This window comes from Jannaschia sp. S6380 (assembly GCF_023015695.1).
Lineage (GTDB): Bacteria > Pseudomonadota > Alphaproteobacteria > Rhodobacterales > Rhodobacteraceae > Jannaschia.
In genome coordinates, this window is the sequence record NZ_JALKAS010000001.1 from 1,673,310 (window position 1) to 1,692,929 (window position 19,620).

18 protein-coding genes are annotated in these 19,620 nt (G+C 68.4%); 12 read left to right on the forward strand and 6 right to left on the reverse strand.

From position 1 onward, the window contains the following. Positions 1-125 precede the first annotated feature (125 nt). The 4 genes from MWU52_RS08615 to gcvA all read left to right on the forward strand — a co-directional run bounded on the left by MWU52_RS08615 (position 126) and on the right by gcvA (position 4,175). On the forward strand, positions 126-1,301 hold the full coding sequence (locus MWU52_RS08615) for an acetyl-CoA C-acetyltransferase (RefSeq protein ID WP_246951129.1): 1,176 nt from the start codon (positions 126-128) through the stop codon (positions 1,299-1,301). A gap of 35 nt (positions 1,302-1,336) precedes the next feature. Continuing rightward, a complete protein-coding gene (locus MWU52_RS08620) occupies positions 1,337-2,209 on the forward strand; it encodes a patatin-like phospholipase family protein (protein ID WP_246951131.1) in 873 nt (290 codons plus the stop codon). Continuing rightward, a complete protein-coding gene (gene phbB, locus MWU52_RS08625) occupies positions 2,199-2,921 on the forward strand; it encodes an acetoacetyl-CoA reductase (protein ID WP_246951133.1) in 723 nt (240 codons plus the stop codon). The genes MWU52_RS08620 and phbB overlap by 11 nt, the downstream gene beginning before the upstream one ends. A 312-nt stretch (positions 2,922-3,233) precedes the next feature. After that, positions 3,234-4,175: a transcriptional regulator GcvA gene (gene gcvA / locus MWU52_RS08630; protein ID WP_246951135.1), complete on the forward strand. Its 942-nt coding sequence runs from the start codon at positions 3,234-3,236 to the stop codon at positions 4,173-4,175. 63 nt (positions 4,176-4,238) lie between these two features. Here gcvA and MWU52_RS08635 read toward each other — a convergent pair whose 3' ends face one another. Together MWU52_RS08635 and MWU52_RS08640 are read right to left on the reverse strand one after the other, a co-directional pair. Beyond that, complete coding sequence (locus tag MWU52_RS08635) at positions 4,239-4,415, reverse strand: DUF465 domain-containing protein (RefSeq protein ID WP_246951136.1); 177 nt, start codon at positions 4,413-4,415, stop codon at positions 4,239-4,241. 145 nt (positions 4,416-4,560) lie between these two features. Continuing rightward, on the reverse strand, positions 4,561-4,776 hold the full coding sequence (locus tag MWU52_RS08640) for a DUF2007 domain-containing protein (RefSeq protein WP_246951137.1): 216 nt from the start codon (positions 4,774-4,776) through the stop codon (positions 4,561-4,563). Between the two features lie 60 nt (positions 4,777-4,836). Between MWU52_RS08640 and MWU52_RS08645 the strand changes: the two genes are divergently transcribed. Continuing rightward, entirely contained in the window at positions 4,837-5,829 is a 993-nt protein-coding gene (locus MWU52_RS08645) for a polyprenyl synthetase family protein (RefSeq protein ID WP_246951138.1), read from the forward strand. Between the two features lie 4 nt (positions 5,830-5,833). Here the strand turns inward: MWU52_RS08645 and MWU52_RS08650 are convergent, their stop codons facing one another. The 3 genes from MWU52_RS08650 to MWU52_RS08660 form a co-directional block, all read right to left on the reverse strand. Continuing rightward, a complete protein-coding gene (locus MWU52_RS08650) occupies positions 5,834-6,628 on the reverse strand; it encodes a 4-(cytidine 5'-diphospho)-2-C-methyl-D-erythritol kinase (protein ID WP_246951139.1) in 795 nt (264 codons plus the stop codon). 1 nt (position 6,629) lies between these two features. Beyond that, positions 6,630-8,306 (reverse strand): tetratricopeptide repeat protein, encoded by a 1,677-nt coding sequence (locus MWU52_RS08655; RefSeq protein WP_246951140.1) that lies wholly within the window; start codon positions 8,304-8,306, stop codon positions 6,630-6,632. Positions 8,307-8,413: 107 nt separating this feature from the next. After that, entirely contained in the window at positions 8,414-10,060 is a 1,647-nt protein-coding gene (locus MWU52_RS08660) for an electron transfer flavoprotein-ubiquinone oxidoreductase (protein ID WP_246951141.1), read from the reverse strand. Positions 10,061-10,246: 186 nt separating this feature from the next. On the opposite strand from MWU52_RS08660, the gene MWU52_RS08665 reads away from it, so the two are divergent. The 3 genes from MWU52_RS08665 to MWU52_RS08675 are packed head-to-tail and all read left to right on the forward strand — an operon-like array spanning position 10,247 to position 14,445. Continuing rightward, positions 10,247-10,555, forward strand: coding sequence for a DUF2834 domain-containing protein (locus tag MWU52_RS08665; RefSeq protein ID WP_246951142.1), 309 nt, complete (start codon positions 10,247-10,249; stop codon positions 10,553-10,555). After that, positions 10,555-11,829: a diaminopimelate decarboxylase gene (lysA, locus tag MWU52_RS08670; RefSeq protein ID WP_246951144.1), complete on the forward strand. Its 1,275-nt coding sequence runs from the start codon at positions 10,555-10,557 to the stop codon at positions 11,827-11,829. Before MWU52_RS08665 ends, lysA begins: the two co-directional genes overlap by 1 nt. Positions 11,830-11,862: 33 nt before the next feature. Then, positions 11,863-14,445: a TIGR02302 family protein gene (locus MWU52_RS08675; protein ID WP_246951146.1), complete on the forward strand. Its 2,583-nt coding sequence runs from the start codon at positions 11,863-11,865 to the stop codon at positions 14,443-14,445. A 13-nt stretch (positions 14,446-14,458) separates the two neighbouring features. Here the strand turns inward: MWU52_RS08675 and MWU52_RS08680 are convergent, their stop codons facing one another. Then, on the reverse strand, positions 14,459-15,601 hold the full coding sequence (locus MWU52_RS08680) for a zinc-ribbon domain-containing protein (protein WP_246951148.1): 1,143 nt from the start codon (positions 15,599-15,601) through the stop codon (positions 14,459-14,461). 166 nt (positions 15,602-15,767) lie between these two features. Between MWU52_RS08680 and MWU52_RS08685 the strand changes: the two genes are divergently transcribed. Genes MWU52_RS08685 through MWU52_RS08700 form a run of 4 tightly spaced genes read left to right on the forward strand, consistent with a single transcriptional unit; the run spans position 15,768 to position 19,609 of the window. Beyond that, a complete protein-coding gene (locus MWU52_RS08685) occupies positions 15,768-16,442 on the forward strand; it encodes an ATP-binding cassette domain-containing protein (protein WP_246951150.1) in 675 nt (224 codons plus the stop codon). After that, positions 16,439-17,338, forward strand: coding sequence for a cell division protein FtsX (locus MWU52_RS08690; protein ID WP_246951152.1), 900 nt, complete (start codon positions 16,439-16,441; stop codon positions 17,336-17,338). Before MWU52_RS08685 ends, MWU52_RS08690 begins: the two co-directional genes overlap by 4 nt. A 9-nt stretch (positions 17,339-17,347) precedes the next feature. Then, positions 17,348-18,133, forward strand: a complete 786-nt coding sequence (locus MWU52_RS08695) for a lysophospholipid acyltransferase family protein (RefSeq protein WP_246951153.1) — start codon at positions 17,348-17,350, stop codon at positions 18,131-18,133. Between the two features lie 21 nt (positions 18,134-18,154). Next, on the forward strand, positions 18,155-19,609 hold the full coding sequence (locus tag MWU52_RS08700; RefSeq protein WP_246951155.1) for a cobyric acid synthase: 1,455 nt from the start codon (positions 18,155-18,157) through the stop codon (positions 19,607-19,609). Positions 19,610-19,620 lie beyond the last annotated feature (11 nt).

The following is a 19,620-nucleotide window of genomic DNA, read 5'->3' on the forward strand; positions in this document are numbered from 1 at the left end:
CCGTCCGGTCCGATGTCTTCGTTTGCCCCTGACGCATCGTCAGGTTAGGTCGGGGTCGGATTGACCGCGCCCCGCCGTTCCGGCGGCAGCCCACCGGGCGGGCGCACAGCAAAAGGATGACTGTGATGACCAATGTCGTGATCGCCTCCGCCGCCCGCACGCCGGTGGGCTCGTTCCTCGGAAGCTTCGCGAACACGCCGGCGCACGAATTGGGCGCCGCGGTGATCGAGGAGGTCGTGGCGCGTGCCGGCGTCGACAAGTCCGAAGTGTCCGAGACGATCTTGGGCCAGGTCCTGACCGCGGCGCAGGGGCAGAACCCCGCCCGACAGGCCGCGATCATGGCCGGCCTGCCGCAGGAGGCGTCCGCCTGGGGCATCAACCAGGTCTGCGGATCGGGCCTGCGCGCCGTGGCGCTGGGCGCGCAGCACATCCAGCTTGGCGACGCGTCGGTCGTCGTCGCCGGTGGACAGGAGAGCATGTCGCTCGCCCCCCACGCGCAGGCGATCCGACAAGGTCAGAAGATGGGCGACATGAAGCTCGTCGACACGATGATCCGCGACGGATTGTGGGATGCGTTCAACAACTATCACATGGGCCAGACGGCCGAGAACGTCGCCGAAAAATGGCAGATCGGCCGCGACCAGCAGGACGAGTTCGCCGTCGCCAGCCAGAACAAGGCTGAGGCCGCCCAGAAGGAAGGACGCTTCAAGGACGAGATCGTCGGCTTTACCGTCAAGACTCGCAAGGGCGAAACCGTCGTCGAGGATGACGAATACATCCGCCACGGCGCCAATATGGACGCGATGCAGAAGCTGCGCCCGGCCTTCGCCAAGGAGGGGTCCGTCACCGCCGCGAATGCCAGCGGCCTGAACGACGGCGCCGCCGCGACGCTCCTGATGTCCGCCGACGATGCCGAAAAGCGGGGGATCGAGCCGCTGGCCCGCATCGTCAGCTATGCGACGGCCGGGCTCGACCCGCAGATCATGGGCGTGGGTCCGATCTATGCGTCGCGCAAGGCGCTGGAGAAGGCCGGCTGGAAAGTCGACGACCTCGACCTCGTGGAGGCGAACGAAGCGTTCGCGGCCCAAGCCTGTGCCGTCAACAAGGACATGGGCTGGGACCCGTCGATCGTGAACGTGAACGGGGGCGCCATCGCCATCGGCCACCCGATCGGCGCCTCGGGCGCACGCGTCCTCAACACGCTCCTGTTCGAAATGAAGCGCCGCGGCGCGAAGAAGGGCCTCGCCACGCTCTGCATCGGCGGCGGAATGGGCGTCGCGCTCTGCGTGGAACGTCCCTGACGGGAGAGGGGCGCGGCATCGAACGCGCCCCGATCGTGACGCAGGCGACGGCATATGATCAGCTCGTGTTCTCGGGCGGCGGCACGCGGTGCTTCTGGCAGGGCGGCTTCGTCCATGTCCTGCGCCGCGAGATCCCGCTGCACCCGGCCCGGATCGCCGCCCTGTCGGGCGGTGCGCTCTCCTCGGTCGGGTTCGTCACGCATCGCGGCACGAAGATCCGCGACACGATGATCGAGAAATTCGCCAACCACGACCGGAACGTCCCCCTGCACGAGCCGTTCGACGGCGAACCGGGCAACTCGCCACATCAGCGCATCTATCGCGACGTGCTCGAAAGCTGCATCGGCGACCCCGAGGCGGAACGGATCGTCGCCGAAGGGCCCCAGGTGCAGATCATGGTGGCTCATCCGCCTTCGCACGACTGGGCCAAACTCTCAGGCAGCGCCGTCACGCTGGCCTACGAGGCCGACCTGACCATCCGCTCCACCCCGCATCTGAACTGGGCCGAGCGGGCCGGCCTGACACCGGAACGGGTGGATGCGAACAAGGCGGCGCGCGATGGCAAGCTGACCGACCTGGTCTGCGCGGCCGCCACGATCCCGCCGGCCTTCGATCCGCCGATCTGGAACGGCAAACCCACCGTCGACGCCGGCATGATCGACCAGGCCCCCCTGCCCGAACCGGACGCGGGGCGCACGCTGATCCTGCTGACGCGGCAGTACCGCAACCTGCCGGACCATCCCGACCGCATCTATCTGATGCCGTCCGAGGAGGTCCCGGCGGACAAGATCGACTTTACCGACCCCGACAAGCTGCGCCAGACTTGGGCCATCGGGGAGGAGGACGCGCGCCGGTTCCTCGACGCGCACCATGAAAACCCTGGAGGAGGAATTCAGAATGGCACGTAACGCACTCGTCACCGGAGGCAGCCGCGGCATCGGCGCCGCGATCAGCCAAGCGCTCAAGGCGCAGGGTTGCAACGTCGCGGCGACCTATGCCGGCAACGACGAACGGGCGAAGCAATTCACCGACGAGACTGGCATCAAGACCTACAAGTGGAACGTCGCCGACTACGACGCCTGCAAGTCCGGCATCGCCCAGATCGAGGATGATATCGGCCCCGTCGACATCCTGGTGAATAACGCCGGCATCACGCGCGACGCGCCGTTCCACAAGATGTCGCCCGAGCAGTGGCACGAGGTGATCGATACCAATCTGAACGGCGTCTTCAACATGACGCACAACGTCTGGTCCGGCATGCGGGAGCGGAAGTTCGGCCGCATCGTCACCATCAGCTCGATCAACGGACAGAAAGGCCAGTTCGCGCAGGCCAACTACGCCGCGACCAAGGCCGGCGATATCGGCTTCACCAAGGCGCTGGCGCAGGAAGGCGCGCGCGCCGGCATCACGGTCAACGTGGTGGCACCGGGCTATATCAACACCGACATGATGAGCACGATCCCTGAGAAGGTGATGGATCAGATCGTCGGCGCCATCCCTGTCGGACGCCTGGGGGAAGCCGACGAGATCGCGCGCTGCGTGGCCTTCCTGGCCTCCGACGATGCGGGCTTCATCACCGGGTCCACCTTGTCGGCCAATGGGGGTCAGTACCTGGCTTGACAGGATCTCGGAGCGGACCGGCCGTCACTGGCGGCCGGTCCGCCATCCTCGGTGGCTGCGGTCAGGTCAGGGCCTGGCGGCGCCGTGACGGGGCCGACGGCCGCCGGAGGATTGCGAAAATGGATTGGAAGGCCCGTGCACGTTCCTGGTGGGCGCGGGCGAAGGCTTCGTCATAGGTTAGGGTCAGACGGGTCTCGAACATCGGATGGACCTTTCGGAATGGGTTTACTTGACTGAATCCAAGATGGCCCTTCGTTTCGCTATCCGCAAACGAGACTTTCCAAACCGTCGGACAAGATATACTTGTCTGACATGAACGACCGCCTGCCCCCTCTCACAGCCCTTCGCGCGTTCGAGGCCGCGGCACGACACCTGTCGTTTCAGGCCGCGGCGGGCGAATTGAACGTGACCCCGGCCGCGCTCAGCTTTCAGATCAAGTCGTTGGAGGAGCATCTTGGGGCATCGCTGTTTCGGCGGCTGAACCGGCGGGTGGAGTTGACCGAGGCGGGTCTCGCCCTTGCGCCCCTGGCAAGCGAGGGGTTCCAGTCGTTGACGGCCGGATGGCGCGCTGCGAAGCGCGTCCTCGACAGCAGCATCCTGACCATCACCGCCGGGCCTGCCTTCACCGCGAAATGGCTGGCGCCGCGCCTGTTCGATTTCGCCGGTCGCCACCCCGAGATCGAACTGCGTTTCGCCGCAACCCTTCGAATGCTGGATTTCGCGACCGATGATATCGACGTGGCGATCCGGTTCGGCTCGACCGATGCGGCGGATGACGCCGGTCTGCATCGGGCGTTGACGATCGACGAATGGGTGACGCCGATGATGCACCCCGATCTGGCCGAAAGATATCCGACGCCCGAAAGCCTCCTCGACGCCACGATCATCTTCGACGACTCGATTGCGTTCCTGCGTGATCACGTCACTTGGGCAGACTGGTTCGCGGCCGAGGGGATCGCGGCACCCGACCTGCACGGCCCGCGGTTCAGCCAGGCGGACCATGCCATCGACGCTGCGCAGTCCGGCGCGGGCGTGGTCCTGGGACGTGTAAGCCTGGGCGAGACCGCGCTGCGGCAGGGCAGTCTTGTCGCACCATTCCGAACGGCCCTGGTGCCGCGGGCGCATTTCCGCGTGCTGTGCCCCAAGGGGGCCGAGACACGCCCGACCACGGCGGCCTTCCTGTCGTGGCTGGCCGCCGAGGCATCCCGGATGACCGATCAGGGCGAAGGGCGACGATTGGTCCCGGCACCCTGACCCCGTCATGGAAAAGGCCCGCGTCGATCGCGGGCCTTCGTCGGTCCAGGCGCTATCCCGGGGTCAGTGTGCCGCTTCGGACGACAGCTTCTCGATCTGTTGTTTGATGGCCAGCTTGCGCTTCTTCATCTCCGTCAGCGCGATACTGTCGGTGGCGGGGTTTCGGGCTTCCTCCTCCACCTGACGGGAAAGAATCTCATGTTTCCTGCGCAGTTCCGCGAGATGGGACGTGAGCGACATGGCCTTCTCCTCTTGCTGATGATCCGTTCAATGCATCATAGGACATAGGCTCTGTCACGGGGATTTCACCCGTACCGGCGGATTGTTGCATCCGAAGTGAATTCAATTAACGAAGATGTCGCGTGACACGTCACGGCGACAACGATCAGTCCGACACGCTGATGCCGTTGTCGCGCATGGTCGCCCGGGCCAGGAAGAGGTCCGTCTGCGACACCATCATCCGGCGCGGCAGGATTCCGATGGATCCTTCCAGAACCGAGATGTTTGCATCCAGAACGAAGCAATCTATACCCTCGCCGTCCAGCAGGGCCGATGCGAATGCGATGATCGTCGGGTCGTTGGTGCGCAGAAGTTCCTTCATGGGCGGAAAGCTATGGATGCGGAACGGCCCTGTCGAGGTCCGTATCCCGACGGAGACCCCATGACCGAGGCCATTTCGATCAAGCCGCATGAACGCCTGGCCGCCCGCCTGTCGAACGACATGGAGCAGGTCGGCCACCTGATCCGCGCGCGAATGGCGTCCGAGAACGCCCCCCGCATACCGGAGGTCACCGCCCATCTGGTCGATGCTGGCGGCAAGCGTGTCCGCCCGATGCTGACCCTCGCGGCGGCGAGGCTCTGTGGCTACGAGGGCGACGATCACATTAAGTTGGCCGCGACGGTGGAGTTCATCCACACGGCCACGCTTCTGCATGACGACGTCGTCGATGAGAGCGCGCAGCGCCGCGGTCGCCCGACCGCGAACCTGCTGTGGGACAACCAGTCGAGCGTCCTGGTGGGCGACTACCTGTTCGCGCGCAGCTTTCAGCTGATGGTCGAGACGGGGTCGCTGCGGGTCCTCGACATCCTGTCGGGCGCCGCCGCCACCATCGCCGAGGGCGAAGTGCTGCAGCTGTCGGCCGCACGCAATATCGCCACGACCGAGGAGACCTATCTGAAGGTCGTGCGCGGCAAGACCGCCGCGCTGTTCGAGGCCGCCTGCCAGGTCGGCGGCGTCGTCGCGCGTGCCCCCCACGACCAGACCAGCGCGCTGGCCGAATTCGGCGACGCGCTGGGTATCAGCTTTCAGATCATCGACGACTGGCTGGACTATGGCGGCGCCGGCGAAGGGATCGGCAAGGACATCGGTGACGACTTCCGCGAGGGCAAGCTGACGCTGCCGGTGATCCGTGCCATCGCGCGGGGCGACGTGGAGGAACGTGCCTTCTGGCGCGAGGCGCTGGAACGCGGGCGGTCGGACGACTTGGCGCGCGCCCGCGCGATCCTCGAACGCCACGGCACATTGAAGGAGACGCGGCGCGAGGCCCTGGCTTGGCGCGACCGGGCAAAGGCGGCATTGACTCGGCTGCCGGCGTCAGAGTTGCGCGACATGCTGGGCGACCTGGCGGATTACGTCGTGGCCCGGGCGAGTTGACGCCTTAGCCGAGGGTGCAGGACCGCACCCACCAACCCGGCCTTTGCAATCCCTCCGCTGCGTCGGCCGCGTCTTCCGCGCGTGGATACAGGCCGAAACAAGTGGCCCCCGACCCTGACATGCGCACGATCGATGCGTCGGTTCGGGCGATCTGTGTCAGGACGTCGGCCAGATCGGGGGCAAGCGTCATCGCCGGCGCCTCCAGGTCGTTGCGTTGATCGGCCAACCAGTCCAGCCAGTTCGATGCGCTGCCGCCGGGTGGAATGTCTTCGTGGCCTGCATTGTCCGCGCGATCGAGGGCGCGAAACACGTCGGGTGTCGGCAGGGAAAGCCCCGGATGCACCAGCACGGCATGCAGCTGGGGCAGGTCCAGCGCGTCGACTTGCCCGCCGATCCCGCGAACGCGTGCCGCGCGGCCCAGGGCGCAGACCGGCATGTCCGCGCCCAGTCCCAGCAAGTCATCCAAGGCAAGCGAGGCGCCCGCCAGCCGCAACGCGACAGCCGCGTCCGACGATCCGCCGCCGATCCCGCCCGGATGGGGCAGGATCTTCTCCAGTTCGACGGATCGCGGCGTTCCGGCCATCGCCAGCGCCCGCCGGACAAGGTTGCGATCGTCGGTCGGCACCCCTTGCGCGAACGGGCCGGTCACCGTCAGCCGGTCACCGGGTCCGACGGTCAGGCGGTCACCAACGGATGCGAAGGCGACGATGCTATCGAGCAGGTGATAGCCATCTGCCCGACGGCCCGTCACATGCAGCGTCAGGTTGATCTTCGCAGGCGCCAGCGCGGTGGCGGTCACGTCAGTCCTGCGCCGCCTCGATCGCGCCGATGCCGCCTTCCTCCTCCAGCACGACGTCCAGACCGACCTCCAGCTTGCGCTTGATGCGCTCGACCTGTTCCTCGGGCTCCAGGCTCAGGGCGCGGCGCCATTGGAAGCGGGCCTCGCGCTTGCGGTCGACCTGCCAGAGGACGTCACCCAGGTGGTCGTTGATCAGCGGGTCCAGCGGGCGCAGCATCACGGCGCGCTCCATCGGCTCCACCGCCTCCTCGAAGCGGCCCAGTCGATAAAGCGCCCAGCCGAGCGAGTCGGTGATGTACCCATCGTCGGGACGCGCCGCGACGGCGCGTTCGATCAGGTCCAGCGCCTCGTCCAGCTTGATGCGCTGTTCCACCAGCCCATAACCCAGATAGTTCAGCACGTTCGGCTGTTCCGGGTTCAATTCCAGCGCGCGGCGGAAGTCGGCCTCGGCACCGGCCCAGTTGCCCGTCCGCTCGCGCGAGATGCCGCGCGCATAGATCCAGAACCAGTTCTCGGACTCCGCGCCGCCATCCAGCGCGATGGCCCTGTCATAGGCTTCGACGGCCTGGGAATGGCGGTCCAGTCGACGCAGCGCATCGGCATAGGCGGCCCAGACCTCCTTGCGCTCGGCCCGCGACCGGGTGAGCGACTGCAGGACCTCGATCGCGGCCTCCTCGCGGTCCGACGATAGCAGAACCTCGGCCCGCGCCAGTTCGGCGGCGAAGAAGACCGGGTGCTCGCGCGGCACGGCCGTCAGCGCGGCGTTCGCCAGATCGTGCTGATCTTGGCTTTCCAGAAGATCGGCGACCAGGATCAGGGCGTCGACATGGTCGGGGCGCAGAACCGTAGCGCCACGCGCGTTCAAGAGGGTGAACGTGGTCGAGGATTCCCCGGCCAGCAGCGCGGCCAAGGTAAAATACGCCTCGGCCATGCCGTCCTGGGGCGTCGCCACCATGTCGTAGAAGACCTGCTCGCCGGCCGAAATCCGGGCTTCCAGATCCTCCAGCACGGGCGAATTGCTGACGGCAGTGGCCTTCTGCAACAGGTCCAGCGCGACCTCGGGCTGCTCGAGCTGCGACAGAACCTGCGCATGGGCTGCGATGGCCCGCGCATTGGCCGGCAGGGGGCCGTGCGCCCGCCCCGACAGGATGTCGTCTGCGCCCTCGAAATCCCCGGCCATGGCGAGGGCATAGGCCTTGTGCGTCCAGGCGAAGGGCGCGAACCCTTCCGTCTCGGCCAACGTATCGAACGCGGCCAGCGCGCGGGCCGTCTCGCCGTCGGCGGCCGCGATCCACGCGGTCAGCAGCCCATCGAGCAATGCGCCTCCGACACCGCCATCGTCCAGCAGCGCCTGCGCATCCGCCAAGCGGCCGTCGCGCAAGGCCGTGATCATCTGCGCGGCACGGGCGAACTGGCTGGGCTGGGTCTCCTCGTCCAGCGTCTCGGCCGCGTCGACCGCGTCGTCGAACCGCCCCAGGACCGAAAAGATGATGATCGCGCTCTCGACGATTTCGGTGTTGACGTCCTGGCGCCGCATCAGCCGGGAATAGTAGTCGCCCGCGGCGCGGTAGTCGTTGGAGAACCCGGCGATGCGCGCGGCGAGGTAGGGCCCCGCCGTCCCATCCGCATGGACGGGCGCTGCCAACAATGCGCCGGCCAGAAATAACGTACGAAACATGAGCACAAATCCCTCGACGGCAGCCTTCGGGCCGCCCGTTCGGGGCAAGCTAGGCGTCAGTCCGCCGGGATGCAACGCGTCCGAACGGCAACCGGCAGGCCGCCGCCTCACATGTTCGGGTAATTCGGTCCGTCGCCCCCCTGCGGCACCGTCCAGACGATATTCTGCGCCGGGTCCTTGATGTCGCAGGTCTTGCAATGGACGCAGTTCTGGAAGTTGATCACGAACTTCGCGTCATCCCCCTCGCCCACGAACTCGTAGACCCCGGCCGGGCAATAGCGGCTGCTCGGCCCGTCATACAGCTTCAGGTCGACCTCCACCGGCACGTTCGGGTCCTTCAGCGTCAGGTGCGCGGGCTGGCTTTCCTCGTGGTTGGTGAAGCTGAACGCGACGTTGGTCAGCCGGTCGAACGACAGTTTTCCGTCGGGCTTGGGATAGACGATCGGCTTGTGCTTCGACGCGGGCTCGGTCGACTCAGCGTCGGATTTGCCATGCTTGTTCGTGAACAGCGACGTGCCGGCGATGTTGTTCACCCACATCGATGCCCCGCCCACCGTCAGCGACGCCATCAGGCCGTAATTCGACCAGAGCGGCTTGACATTGCGTACGCGCTTCAGGTCCTTGCCGATCGGCCCGGTCCGGACCTCGGCGTCGTAAGTTTCCAGCACGTCGCCTTCGCGGCCCGCCTCGATCGCGGCATGCGCGGCCTCCGCGGCGGCTTTGCCCGACAGCATCGCGTTGTGGTTGCCCTTGATACGCGGCACGTTGACCATGCCCGCGGCGCACCCGAGCAGCACGCCGCCCGGGAACGCCGTCTTCGGCAGCGACTGCCATCCACCCTCGGAAATCGCGCGCGCGCCATAGGCCACGCGCTTCCCGCCTTCCAGCAATTCGGCCACCATCGGATGGTGCTTGAACTGCTGGAACGACAGATACGGGTTCACGTAGGGGTTCTTGTAGTTCAGGTGGACAACGAAGCCGACATAGACCTGGTTGTTGTCCAGGTGATAGATGAACGACCCGCCGCCCGCGTTCTTGCCCAGCGGCCATCCCATCGTGTGGACGACCTTGCCAGGGCGGTGCTTCTCGGGGTCGACCTCCCAGATCTCCTTCATTCCGAGGCCGTATTTCTGCGGCTCGCTGTCGGCATCCAGCGCGTGCTTCGCGATCACCTGCTTCGACAGCGATCCGCGCACCCCCTCGCCCAGCATGACGTATCTGCCGTGCAGCTCCATCCCCGGCTCGTAGCCGTCGCCCCTGCTGCCGTCCGCGTTCCTGCCGAACTCGCCCGCGACGACGCCCTTCACCCGGTCGCCGTCCCAGACGACCTCGGAGCAGGACATGCCGGGGAAGATCTCGACGCCCAGCGCCTCGGCCTGTTCGGCCATCCAGCGGCAGACGTTGCCCATCGAGACGATGTAATTGCCGTGGTTCTTCATCAGCGGCGGCATGATCGCCGTGGGGACGGAGACGCGCCCCTCCTCGCCCAGCATGTAGAAATTGTCGGAACTGACCGGCACGTTCAGCGGTGCGCCCTTGTCCTTCCAATCGGGGATCAGGGCGTCGAGGCCCACCGGGTCCAGCACCGCGCCTGACAGGATGTGGGCGCCGACCTCCGACCCCTTCTCCAGCACCACGACGGACCGTTCGGGATCGAGCTGCTTCAACCGGATCGCCGCCGACAGTCCCGCGGGCCCCGCGCCGACGATCACGACGTCGTATTCCATGGCTTCGCGTTCGATCGGTTCGGACATGATGCGGACCCCTTGCGACTGGATTTGGACTGGTATGGGGTTGGCTGACCCAAGCGTCAATCGTGACGCAACATCATGTCGCGGCCTTCCCGACAAGACAAATGCAACCATGTCGGGCGTTGCGGTTTCCCCGCGCGGCAAGCTCGGATAACGAAGGCGCGACCGATCCCCCCGAAGGCCGCGCCCATGAAACCCATCCGCATCGTCTGGCTGATCCTCTGCGTGGCGGGGGTGATACTGCCGTTCCGCTATTTCTGGCCCTGGCTGCAGGCCAACGACTTCGACATCGCCGCCATGGTCGACGCCTGGCATGCGAACGATGCCAGTTCCGGGCTTGTCTGGGACCTGACCGTCGCGGCGGTCACGTTGACGGTCTGGATCGTCTGGGAAAGCTGGACGCGCCGCGACTGGCTGGGCCTGATCGCGATCCCCGCGACCTACATGGTCGGCGTGTCGCTGGGTCTGCCGCTCTATCTCTTCCTGCGGAGCCGTTGATGGATCATTTCCTCTATCGCGACGGCATCCTGCATGCCGAGGATGTGCCCCTGACCGAGATCGCCCGCCGCGTCGGCACACCGGTCTACGTCTATTCGGCGGCGACCCTGCTGCGGCACTACAACCTCTTTGACGAGGCGCTGGCCTGGGGGCCGCATCTGGTCTGCTACGCGGTGAAGGCGGCCAGCAACATCGCCATCCTGAAGCTGCTCGGCGATGCCGGCGCGGGCATGGACGTGGTGTCCGAAGGCGAATACCGCCGGGCGCGGGCGGCCGGCGTCCCGGGCGAGCAGATCGTGTTCTCCGGCGTCGGCAAGACCGAGGCCGAGATGCGCCACGTGCTGGCCGGCGGCGTCCGCCAGATCAACCTGGAGAGCGAGGCCGAGATGCGCTTGCTGTCCCGGGTGGCCGACGAAATGGGTCTGGAGGTGCCGGTCACGGTCCGCGTGAACCCCGACGTGGACGCCAAGACGCACGAGAAGATCGCCACCGGCAAGTCCGAGAACAAATTCGGCATCCCGATCGCCAAGGCGCGTCAGGTCTATGCCGAAATCGCTGCCCTGCCCGGCCTGCGGGTCGTCGGCATCGACGTGCATATCGGATCGCAACTGACCGACCTCGACCCGTTCCGGCAGGCCTACGCCAAGGTGGCCGACCTCACCCATGCGTTGCGCGCGGACGGCCATTCCATCGAACGGCTGGACCTGGGCGGGGGCCTCGGCATTCCCTATGCCCGCTCGAACCTCGCCCCGCCGGTGCCGCTGGAATACGGGCAGGTCATCCGCGACGAGGTGGGCGATCTCGGCTGCGAGATCGAGATCGAGCCGGGGCGCCTGATCGCGGGGAACGCGGGCATCCTCCTCGCCTCGACCATCTTCGTGAAGGAGGGCGAGGGGCGCGACTTCCTGATCCTCGACGCGGCGATGAACGACTTGATCCGCCCGGCCATGTACGGCGCGCATCACGACATCGTGCCCGTCGTCGAACCGGCCCCCGGCATCGACACCCGCGCCTACGACATCGTCGGCCCGGTCTGCGAAAGCGGCGACACCTTCGCCAAGGGGCGCGACATGGTGCCGCTGTCGGCCGGTGACCTCGTGGCGTTCCGCAGCGCGGGCGCCTACGGGGCCGTGATGGCCAGCGAATACAACGCCCGCCCCCTCATCCCCGAGGTGCTGGTGCAGGGCGAAGACCACGCGATCATCCGCCCGCGCCCCAGCTATGACGAGATGATTTCGCGCGAGGCCATTCCACATTGGCTCGGCGACGACTAGGTTAAGGCAACGACCACCGGCGGAGGCCTTCCCGTGGCCGAGACCCTGCGACCCATCGCGCGCCAGTTGCGCCTGACCCATCTCGGCCTGTTCGCCGAACGCGTCACGCATGCATTCTGGCCGGCCTGGACGGCGCTCTTCCTGGCGGGTGCGGTCTGGGCCTCGGGCCTGGTGCCCGACCTGTGGGAGTTCAGCCTCATCGCCGCGCTGCTGCTGCTGGCGCTGGTCCTGATCGTGCTGGGTGCGCGCGCCTTCCGGATGCCGACGCGCGCCGATGCCCGGGCCCGGCTGGACGCGACCTTGCCCGGCCGACCGCTGACGGCGCTGTCGGACGATCTGGCCGTCGGATCGGGCGATCACGGCGCGGCGGGCGTCTGGGCCGCACATCGTGAGCGAATGGCCGCCCGGCTGGCGGGGGCCCGCGCCGTCCGTCCCGATCTTCGCGTGTCGCGGCGCGACCCCTACGCGCTCCGCTACGTCGCGCTCCTGCTTCTGGCCGTTGCGCTCGGGTTCGGAACGCTCTGGCGGGCGCCGGTCATCCCCGACATGCCCGGCATCGGCCGGCAGGTCGCGACCGGCCCCGCCTGGGAAGGCTGGCTGGAGCCGCCGCGTCACACCGGCCTGCCGACGCTCTACCTCAACGAGATCGCCCCGGGTCAGGTCGAAGTGCCCGAGGGCACGCAGGTCACGCTCCGCCTCTACGGAGAGGTCGGCGCGCTGGCCGTCAGCGAGACGGTGTCGGGGCGCGACATGACCGATCCCGGTGCGCCCATCCAGGATTTCGAGGTCGTCCAGTCCGGCACCCTTTCGATCGACGGCGGCACCGACGCCCCGATCTGGGCACTGACCGCGACGCCGGACACGCCGCCCGCGATCGCTCTGAACGGCACGCCGACATTCGAGCATCCGGACATGGTCCTGTTCCCCTGGGGGGCGTCCGACGACTACGGCGTCGTCTCGGCCGAGGTGACGTTCGCGCTCGACCCGGAGGCCGCAGGGACAGAGCATGGCCTGGCCATCGAACCGGAACCGCGCGCGCCGCTGACGCTCGACATGGCGCTGCCGATATCGGGCGACCGGTCCGACTTTACCGAGACGCTGCGCGCCGAGCTGACCAAGCACCCGCTGGCCGGGATGCCGGTCACCGCGACGTTGTCGGCCCGCGATGCCGCCGGGCAGGAGGGCCGCCAGGTCGAGGGGATCGTCCTGCCGGCGCGACCTTTCTACGAACCCGTTGCCAGCGCCCTGATCGAACAGCGCCGCGACTTGTTCTGGTCGCGCGCCAACCGCGACCGCGTGGCCCGCCTGTTGCGCGCGGTCACCTGGAAGGCGGATGGCACGTGGGACAATCCGACCGCCTATCTGATCGTGCGCATGGCGATCCGGCGCCTGGATCAGGGTCCGCTCACGCTCGAGTCACGCGACGAAATCGCCGAGATGCTCTGGGAAGCCGCCGTCCGGCTGGAGGGCAATTCGCTCGACAGCGCGCTGGAACGGCTGCGCCAGGCGCAGGACCGCCTGTCCGAGGCCATCCGGCAAGGCGCCCCGCCCGAGGAGATCGAGCGACTGATGGCCGAGATGCGCCAGGCGATGGACGACTATACCCGCCAATTGGCCCAGCAGGGGCCGCAGCAGGGCCAGAACCAGCAGCAGGCGCAGGGCGAAACGCAGGAGATCACGCCCGACATGCTGGACCAGATGATGGAGCGGATCGAGGAGTTGATGCAGCAGGGCCGCACGGCCGAGGCGCAGGAACTTCTGCGCCAGCTGCAGGAGATGATGGAGAACATGCAGGTCACCCAGGGTCAGGGCAGCGGACAGGGTCAGCCCGGCGAGGGCGAACAGGCCATGGACGAGCTGCGCGACCAACTGCGCGAACAGCAGGGCCTGTCCGACGAGGCCTTCCGCGAGTTGCAGGAACAGTTCAACCCCAACGCCCAGGCCGGCGAGAGCGGCGAGAACGAGGGATCGAGCGGCGGGCAGGGGCGCGGCACCGAACACACGCCCGGCCAGGGCCAACAGGGTCAGGAAGGCGAGAGCCGACGGTCCGAGGCGCCTGGACAGGGCGGCGGAGCCGGCCAGCAGCCGGGCACGCCGGGCGAAGGTGCCGACGCGCGCACCTTGGCCGAGCGTCAGCAGGCCCTGCGCCGGGGGCTTGAGACCCTGCGCGACGGCCTGCCCGCGGCCGGCACCGAGGCGGGGGACGCCGCGCGCGAGGCGCTTGGCCGCGCCGAGGAGGCCATGCGCGAGGCCGAACGCGACCTGGCGGAGGGGAACCTGGGCGGCGCGCTGGACGACCAGGCGCGGGCGATGGATGCGCTGCGCGACGGGATGCAGGAACTCGGCCGTGCGTTGGCCGGAGATCGTCCGCAGGACCGTCCCGGCGAGAACCGCGGGCAGGCCGGCACGCGCGACGGACAGGGCCTCGACCGCGATCCGCTGGGGCGGCGATCCGGGCAGGGCGGCCAGCTTGGCACGGATGAGAACCTTCTTGGCGACGCCGATGCGGCGCAGCGGGCGCGCGACCTGATGGACGAGATCCGACGCCGCTCGGGCGAGCGCAACCGTCCGAAACTGGAACTGGACTATCTGCGTCGGCTGCTCGACCGCTTCTGACCCCCGACCGGGTTCACGTGTCGGGCGCGATGCGGTCCGTCAGCGCCTCAACCGAAGTGGCCAAGGCGGTCCGCTGCGTGTCGACCCAACCCGAATAGGCCGCGAGCGCATCGGCCATGGACGGAACCGTCTGCGAGAGTTCGCCGGCGAAGACGTAGAGCGCCACGAAGCCCAGCACGATCAGGCAGATCAGCATGAAGCCGAAGCGAAACCCGCTGCGCTGCGCCGGTTCGACGGAAGACGGCACGGCCACGTTACCTTCGGCTTCGGCCTCGGCGGCGCGCTCGTCGGGGCGCAGGGAGGAGTTGATCTCCTCGATATCGGGCAGGAGTTCGCGGCGGCTCTGCTGTCGGGCGGCGACCTGGCCCTCGACGGGCAGGTCCGAGACATCGTCCTGCAATCCGGCACCGTCCGCTCCGCCGTCGGGTGACGCCTCGCGCATGGTCTCGGCGATGACGGAAGACATGTCCTCCTCGGACGGACCTGCGGGTTCGGCGGCGCGGGTGCGGGTCGTGCGGATCCGGGACTGCCGGGCCGGGCGCTCGGGTTCGGACCCGGTCGCAGCCTCCCGGGCGCGGGCCAACTCCGCCGCCGCCGCCATCCGCGCGCGCTCCGCCGCGGCCGTCGCGCGGGGGTCGGGCGCCTCGGCCTCTTCCTCCTCCGCCCCGGTCCCCTCGGAATCTTGTTCCTCGGTTTCGTCGGCATCGCGTTCGCCTTCCGCCACTACGTGTTCGGCAGGATCCACCGCGGCCGGTTCGTCTTCCCCGGGTTCATCCGTGGCGCGCTCATCCGCGATCGGCGGCCCGGCATCCTCGTCCTGTTCGGCCGAACGCAGCTCCTCCTCGCGGGCCCGCTCCTCGCGCAGGATGTCCAGCGTGGCCTGATCCGGCACCGGGCGACGCGGGACCGGCGCGGACGCCGCCTCCTCTTCCTTCGTATCGGATTCCTCGGCCATCTCGACGGGTGCGCGCTCCGGTTCGGGGTCGCGGGCCGGCCGGCGGATGGCCCGTTCCTCCGCGGCGGTCGCCACGCGGGGGCGGCCCTCCTGAAACCAGGTCGTGGCGCAGTTCGAGCATTGCACGTCCCGCCCCTCGACGGGGATCATGTCCTCGCCGATCTCGTATTGGGCGTTGCAGTTCGGGCAGGTGATGCGCATTTGGCGTGGGCCTCGACAATTGCGAATAACGCGCCCGATTGACCCCTGAGTGTCAACCCTGCCCCCCGTCACGCACGTCCCGGCTGTGGCCGGAAGGCAAGGATCAACTCCGATTGCGTCAGAAAAATGGCTGAGGCAGAAGGTCGCTCAAACGAAGGGGCAGTCCGTGATCGAGCTACGTGGCGCAGGGTATTCCTACGACGGCGGCAACCTGCTGAGCGGGCTGGACATGACCTTCGCGCCGGGCTCGTTCCACTTTCTGACCGGGCCGTCGGGCGCCGGCAAGACGACGCTGCTGAAGCTCTGCTACGGCGAATTGAAGCCGACCGAAGGCGCCGTCCTGCTGGCCGACCGCGACAGCCGGACACTGGATCGCGACGCGATCTCGCGCCTGCGCCGGCGCATCGGGGTGGTGCACCAGGATTGCCAGTTCCTCGACCATCTCAGCATCCGCGAGAACGTCGCCCTTCCGTTGACCGTGGCGGGCCGCGACGTGGCCGCCGAGGCTGCCAATCTCGACCAGTTGCTGGGATGGGTCGGGCTGGGCCCCCGCGCCGCCGCCCTGCCGCCGCAGCTCTCGGGCGGGGAACGTCAGCGCGCGGCGCTGGCCCGGGCCATCATCGTCGATCCCGAGGTCATCATCGCCGACGAACCCACCGGCAACATCGACTGGGAGATGTCGCAGCGCCTGCTGTCCCTGCTGGCCGAGCTGAACCGCCTGGGCAAGACCGTCCTGGTGGCCACGCATGACCTGGCCCTGATCCGCGCGGCCAAGGGGCAGGTCGCCGCGCGCGTGCTGCGTCTGGCCGGCGGATCGTTGACGGCGGGGACCGAACTGTGAACCGGCTGCGCGCGCTTCTCGATCTGGCAATCGGCGACCGGCAGGCGGATCGCGTCGTTCCGCCGGCGGGCCACACCGTCTGGCTGACCCTGACCACGGCGGCGGCGATGGCCTTTCTGGCGGTGTTCGCCCTGGCGCTGACGCTGGCGACGGGGCGGTTGGCCGATCGCTGGGCGGACGGGCTGGCCCAGGCCGCCACGATCCGCATCATGGCCCCGGCCGAACAGGCGGACGCGCAGACAGCCGCCGTCCTGTCGATCCTCGAGGCGACGCCGGGCGTGGCCTCCGCCCGCGCGCTCGGGGTCGAAGAGCAGTCCGCGCTCCTCGCGCCGTGGCTCGGCGCCGACCTTCCGCTGGACCGGCTTCCCCTGCCGCAGTTGGTCGAGGTGGTGCAGGACGACGCACTCGACGTCGAGGGGCTGCGGCTGCGTCTCGCCGCCGAAGCGCCGGGGGCGGTGTTCGACGACCACACCCGATGGCGCGCGCCCCTCGTGGCGGCGGCCGACCGGCTGCGGTCGCTGGGCTGGGTGGCGCTGGCGCTGATCCTGGCGGCGCTGGCCGGCATGGTGACGCTGGCCGCGCAGGCCGCGCTGTCGGCCAACCGGCCGGTCATCCGCGTCCTGCGGCTGGTCGGCGCGCAGGACGCCTATGTCGCGCGTGCCTTCACCCGCCGCTCTACCCTGCGCGCCGCCGGCGGCGCGGCCTTCGGCACGGTGGCCGGCATGGTCGCGATCGCCTTCCTGCCGGCGGCCGACGATGCAGGCGGATTCCTGACCGGGCTGGGGTTCCGGGGGGCGGGATGGCTCCTGCCGGTGCTGATCCCGATCATCGCCGGGGGCGTCGCGTTCCTGGCGACGCGCCGTGCGGCCTTTCGCGCCTTGGCCCGGATCGAGTAGGAGTTCGGGATGCAACTGATCCGATCGCTCGCCTTCAACGCCGCAATGTATGTCTGGATGCTGGTCCTGGGGATCGCTTTCATCCCCTTTGCGCTCGCCTCGCCCGAAGGGGCCAGACGGGCCTGCGATACCTACGCGCGGACGGTCCTGAAGATGCTGGCCGCGATGACCGGGCTGCGGACCGAGGTGCGGGGCACGCCGCCACAGGGGGCCGTCCTGGTGGCGGCGAAGCATCAGAGTTTCCTCGACATCCTGCTGATCTGGAGCGCCCTGCCCCGTCCGTTCTTCGTGATGAAGTCGATCCTGCGCTATGCGCCGATCTTGGGTCAGTACGCGATGCGGCTGGGCTGCATCCCGGTGCAACGCGGCAAGCGGGCCGAGGCGATCAAGGCCATGCTGGCCGAGATGCGTTCGGGCCGTCGCGCCGGCGGGCAGCTTCTGATCTATCCGCAGGGCACGCGCGTCGCGCCGGGGGCACGGCGCCCCTACAAGGTGGGGACCTTCGCGATGTACGAACAGCTTGGCCAGCCCTGCGTTCCGGTCGCGACCAATGTGGGCGTGTTCTGGCCCAAGCGCGGCGCGCTGCGCAAACCCGGCCTCGCCGTCGCGGAGTTCCTGGAGCCGATCCCCCCCGGGCTGAACCGGGCGACCTTCATGGACATCCTGGAGACGCGGATCGAGACCGCGTCGAACCGCCTGATGGAGGAGGCTGGCTTCCCCGTCTCGCGCGGGGCGCAGCACATGGCGGACCCGCTGACCGAGGCCGCCCGCGGCGTCGCCCGGCCCAAGCCCTAGCCGGCGCCGGAGGCGGATCCGTTGGCACGGGCCATCATGATACAGGGGGCCGGGTCCAACGTGGGGAAATCCCTGCTGGTGGCCGGGCTTTGCCGCCATTTCGCCCGGACCGGCATGCGCGTGCGCCCGTTCAAGCCACAGAACATGTCCAACAACGCCGCCGTGACCGTCGACGGGGGCGAAATCGGCCGGGCGCAGGCCCTGCAGGCCATGGCCTGCAGGGTCGATGCAGTGACCGACATGAACCCCGTCCTGCTGAAACCCGAGACCGAGACCGGCAGCCAGGTCGTCGTCCACGGGCGCAGGCTGACCACGCTGCGCGCGCGCGATTATGCCAGGTTCAAGCCGCAACTCCTGTCGGCGTGCCTCGAGAGTTTCTTCCGGCTGGGGCGCGACTGCGACCTGATCGTCGTCGAGGGCGCCGGCAGCCCGGCCGAAATCAACCTGCGCGCCGGCGACATCGCCAACATGGGCTTCGCCGAGGCCGCCGACCTGCCGGTCATCCTGGCGGGCGACATCGACCGTGGTGGCGTTATCGCGCAGCTCGTCGGCACGCACGCCGTGCTTGATGCCCGCGACGCCGCGCGCATCAAGGGCTTTCTCGTCAACAAGTTCCGTGGCGATATCACCTTGTTCGCAGATGGCGAGGCCGAGATCGCGCGTCGCACCGGGTGGGCGCCGCTGGGCACGGTGCCCTGGTTCGACGACGCCTGGCGCCTGCCGGCCGAGGATGTGCTGGACATCCGCGGCGCCCCCCGCGCGGACGCCTTTCGCATCGCAGTGCCCCGCCTGGGACGGATCGCCAATTTCGACGATCTGGACCCGCTTTCCGCCGACCCTGCCCTTTCGGTCGAAATCGTGCCGCCCGGCCGCCCGCTGCCCGTCTGCGACTTGATCCTGATCCCCGGGTCAAAGGCCACCATCGCGGATCTGGCGGCGTTTCGGGCGAACGGATGGGACATCGATCTGGCGGCGCATCACCGGCGGGGCGGCCACGTGCTGGGCATCTGCGGCGGCTATCAGATGCTGGGCCGGACGCTGTCGGACCCGGAGGGGCTGGAAGGGCCACCCGAGACGGTGCCGGGTCTGGGACTGCTGGCCGTCGACACCGTCCTTCAGCCGCGCAAGGACCTGGCCCGCGTGACCGCGACCGATGTCGAAAGCGGCGCCGCGGTCCATGGCTACGAGATCCATCTGGGCCACAGCACCGGCCCCGACACGGATCAGGGGTGGCTCCGCCGGGATGGTGCGCCGATGGGGGCGGCCAGTGCCGATGGCCGGGTGCGGGGGTGCTATCTTCACGGGCTGTTCGCAGGCGACGCGTTCCGCGCGGCCTACCTCGCCCGATTGGGGGCTGCGCCTTCGGATCTGGATTATTCCGCCGGGGTCGAAGCGACGCTGGAAGCGCTGGCCGATCACCTTGCCGCCACGCTCGACACGACGGCGATCGGCGGGATGATGGCCGATATCGGATAACCCGACCCCAT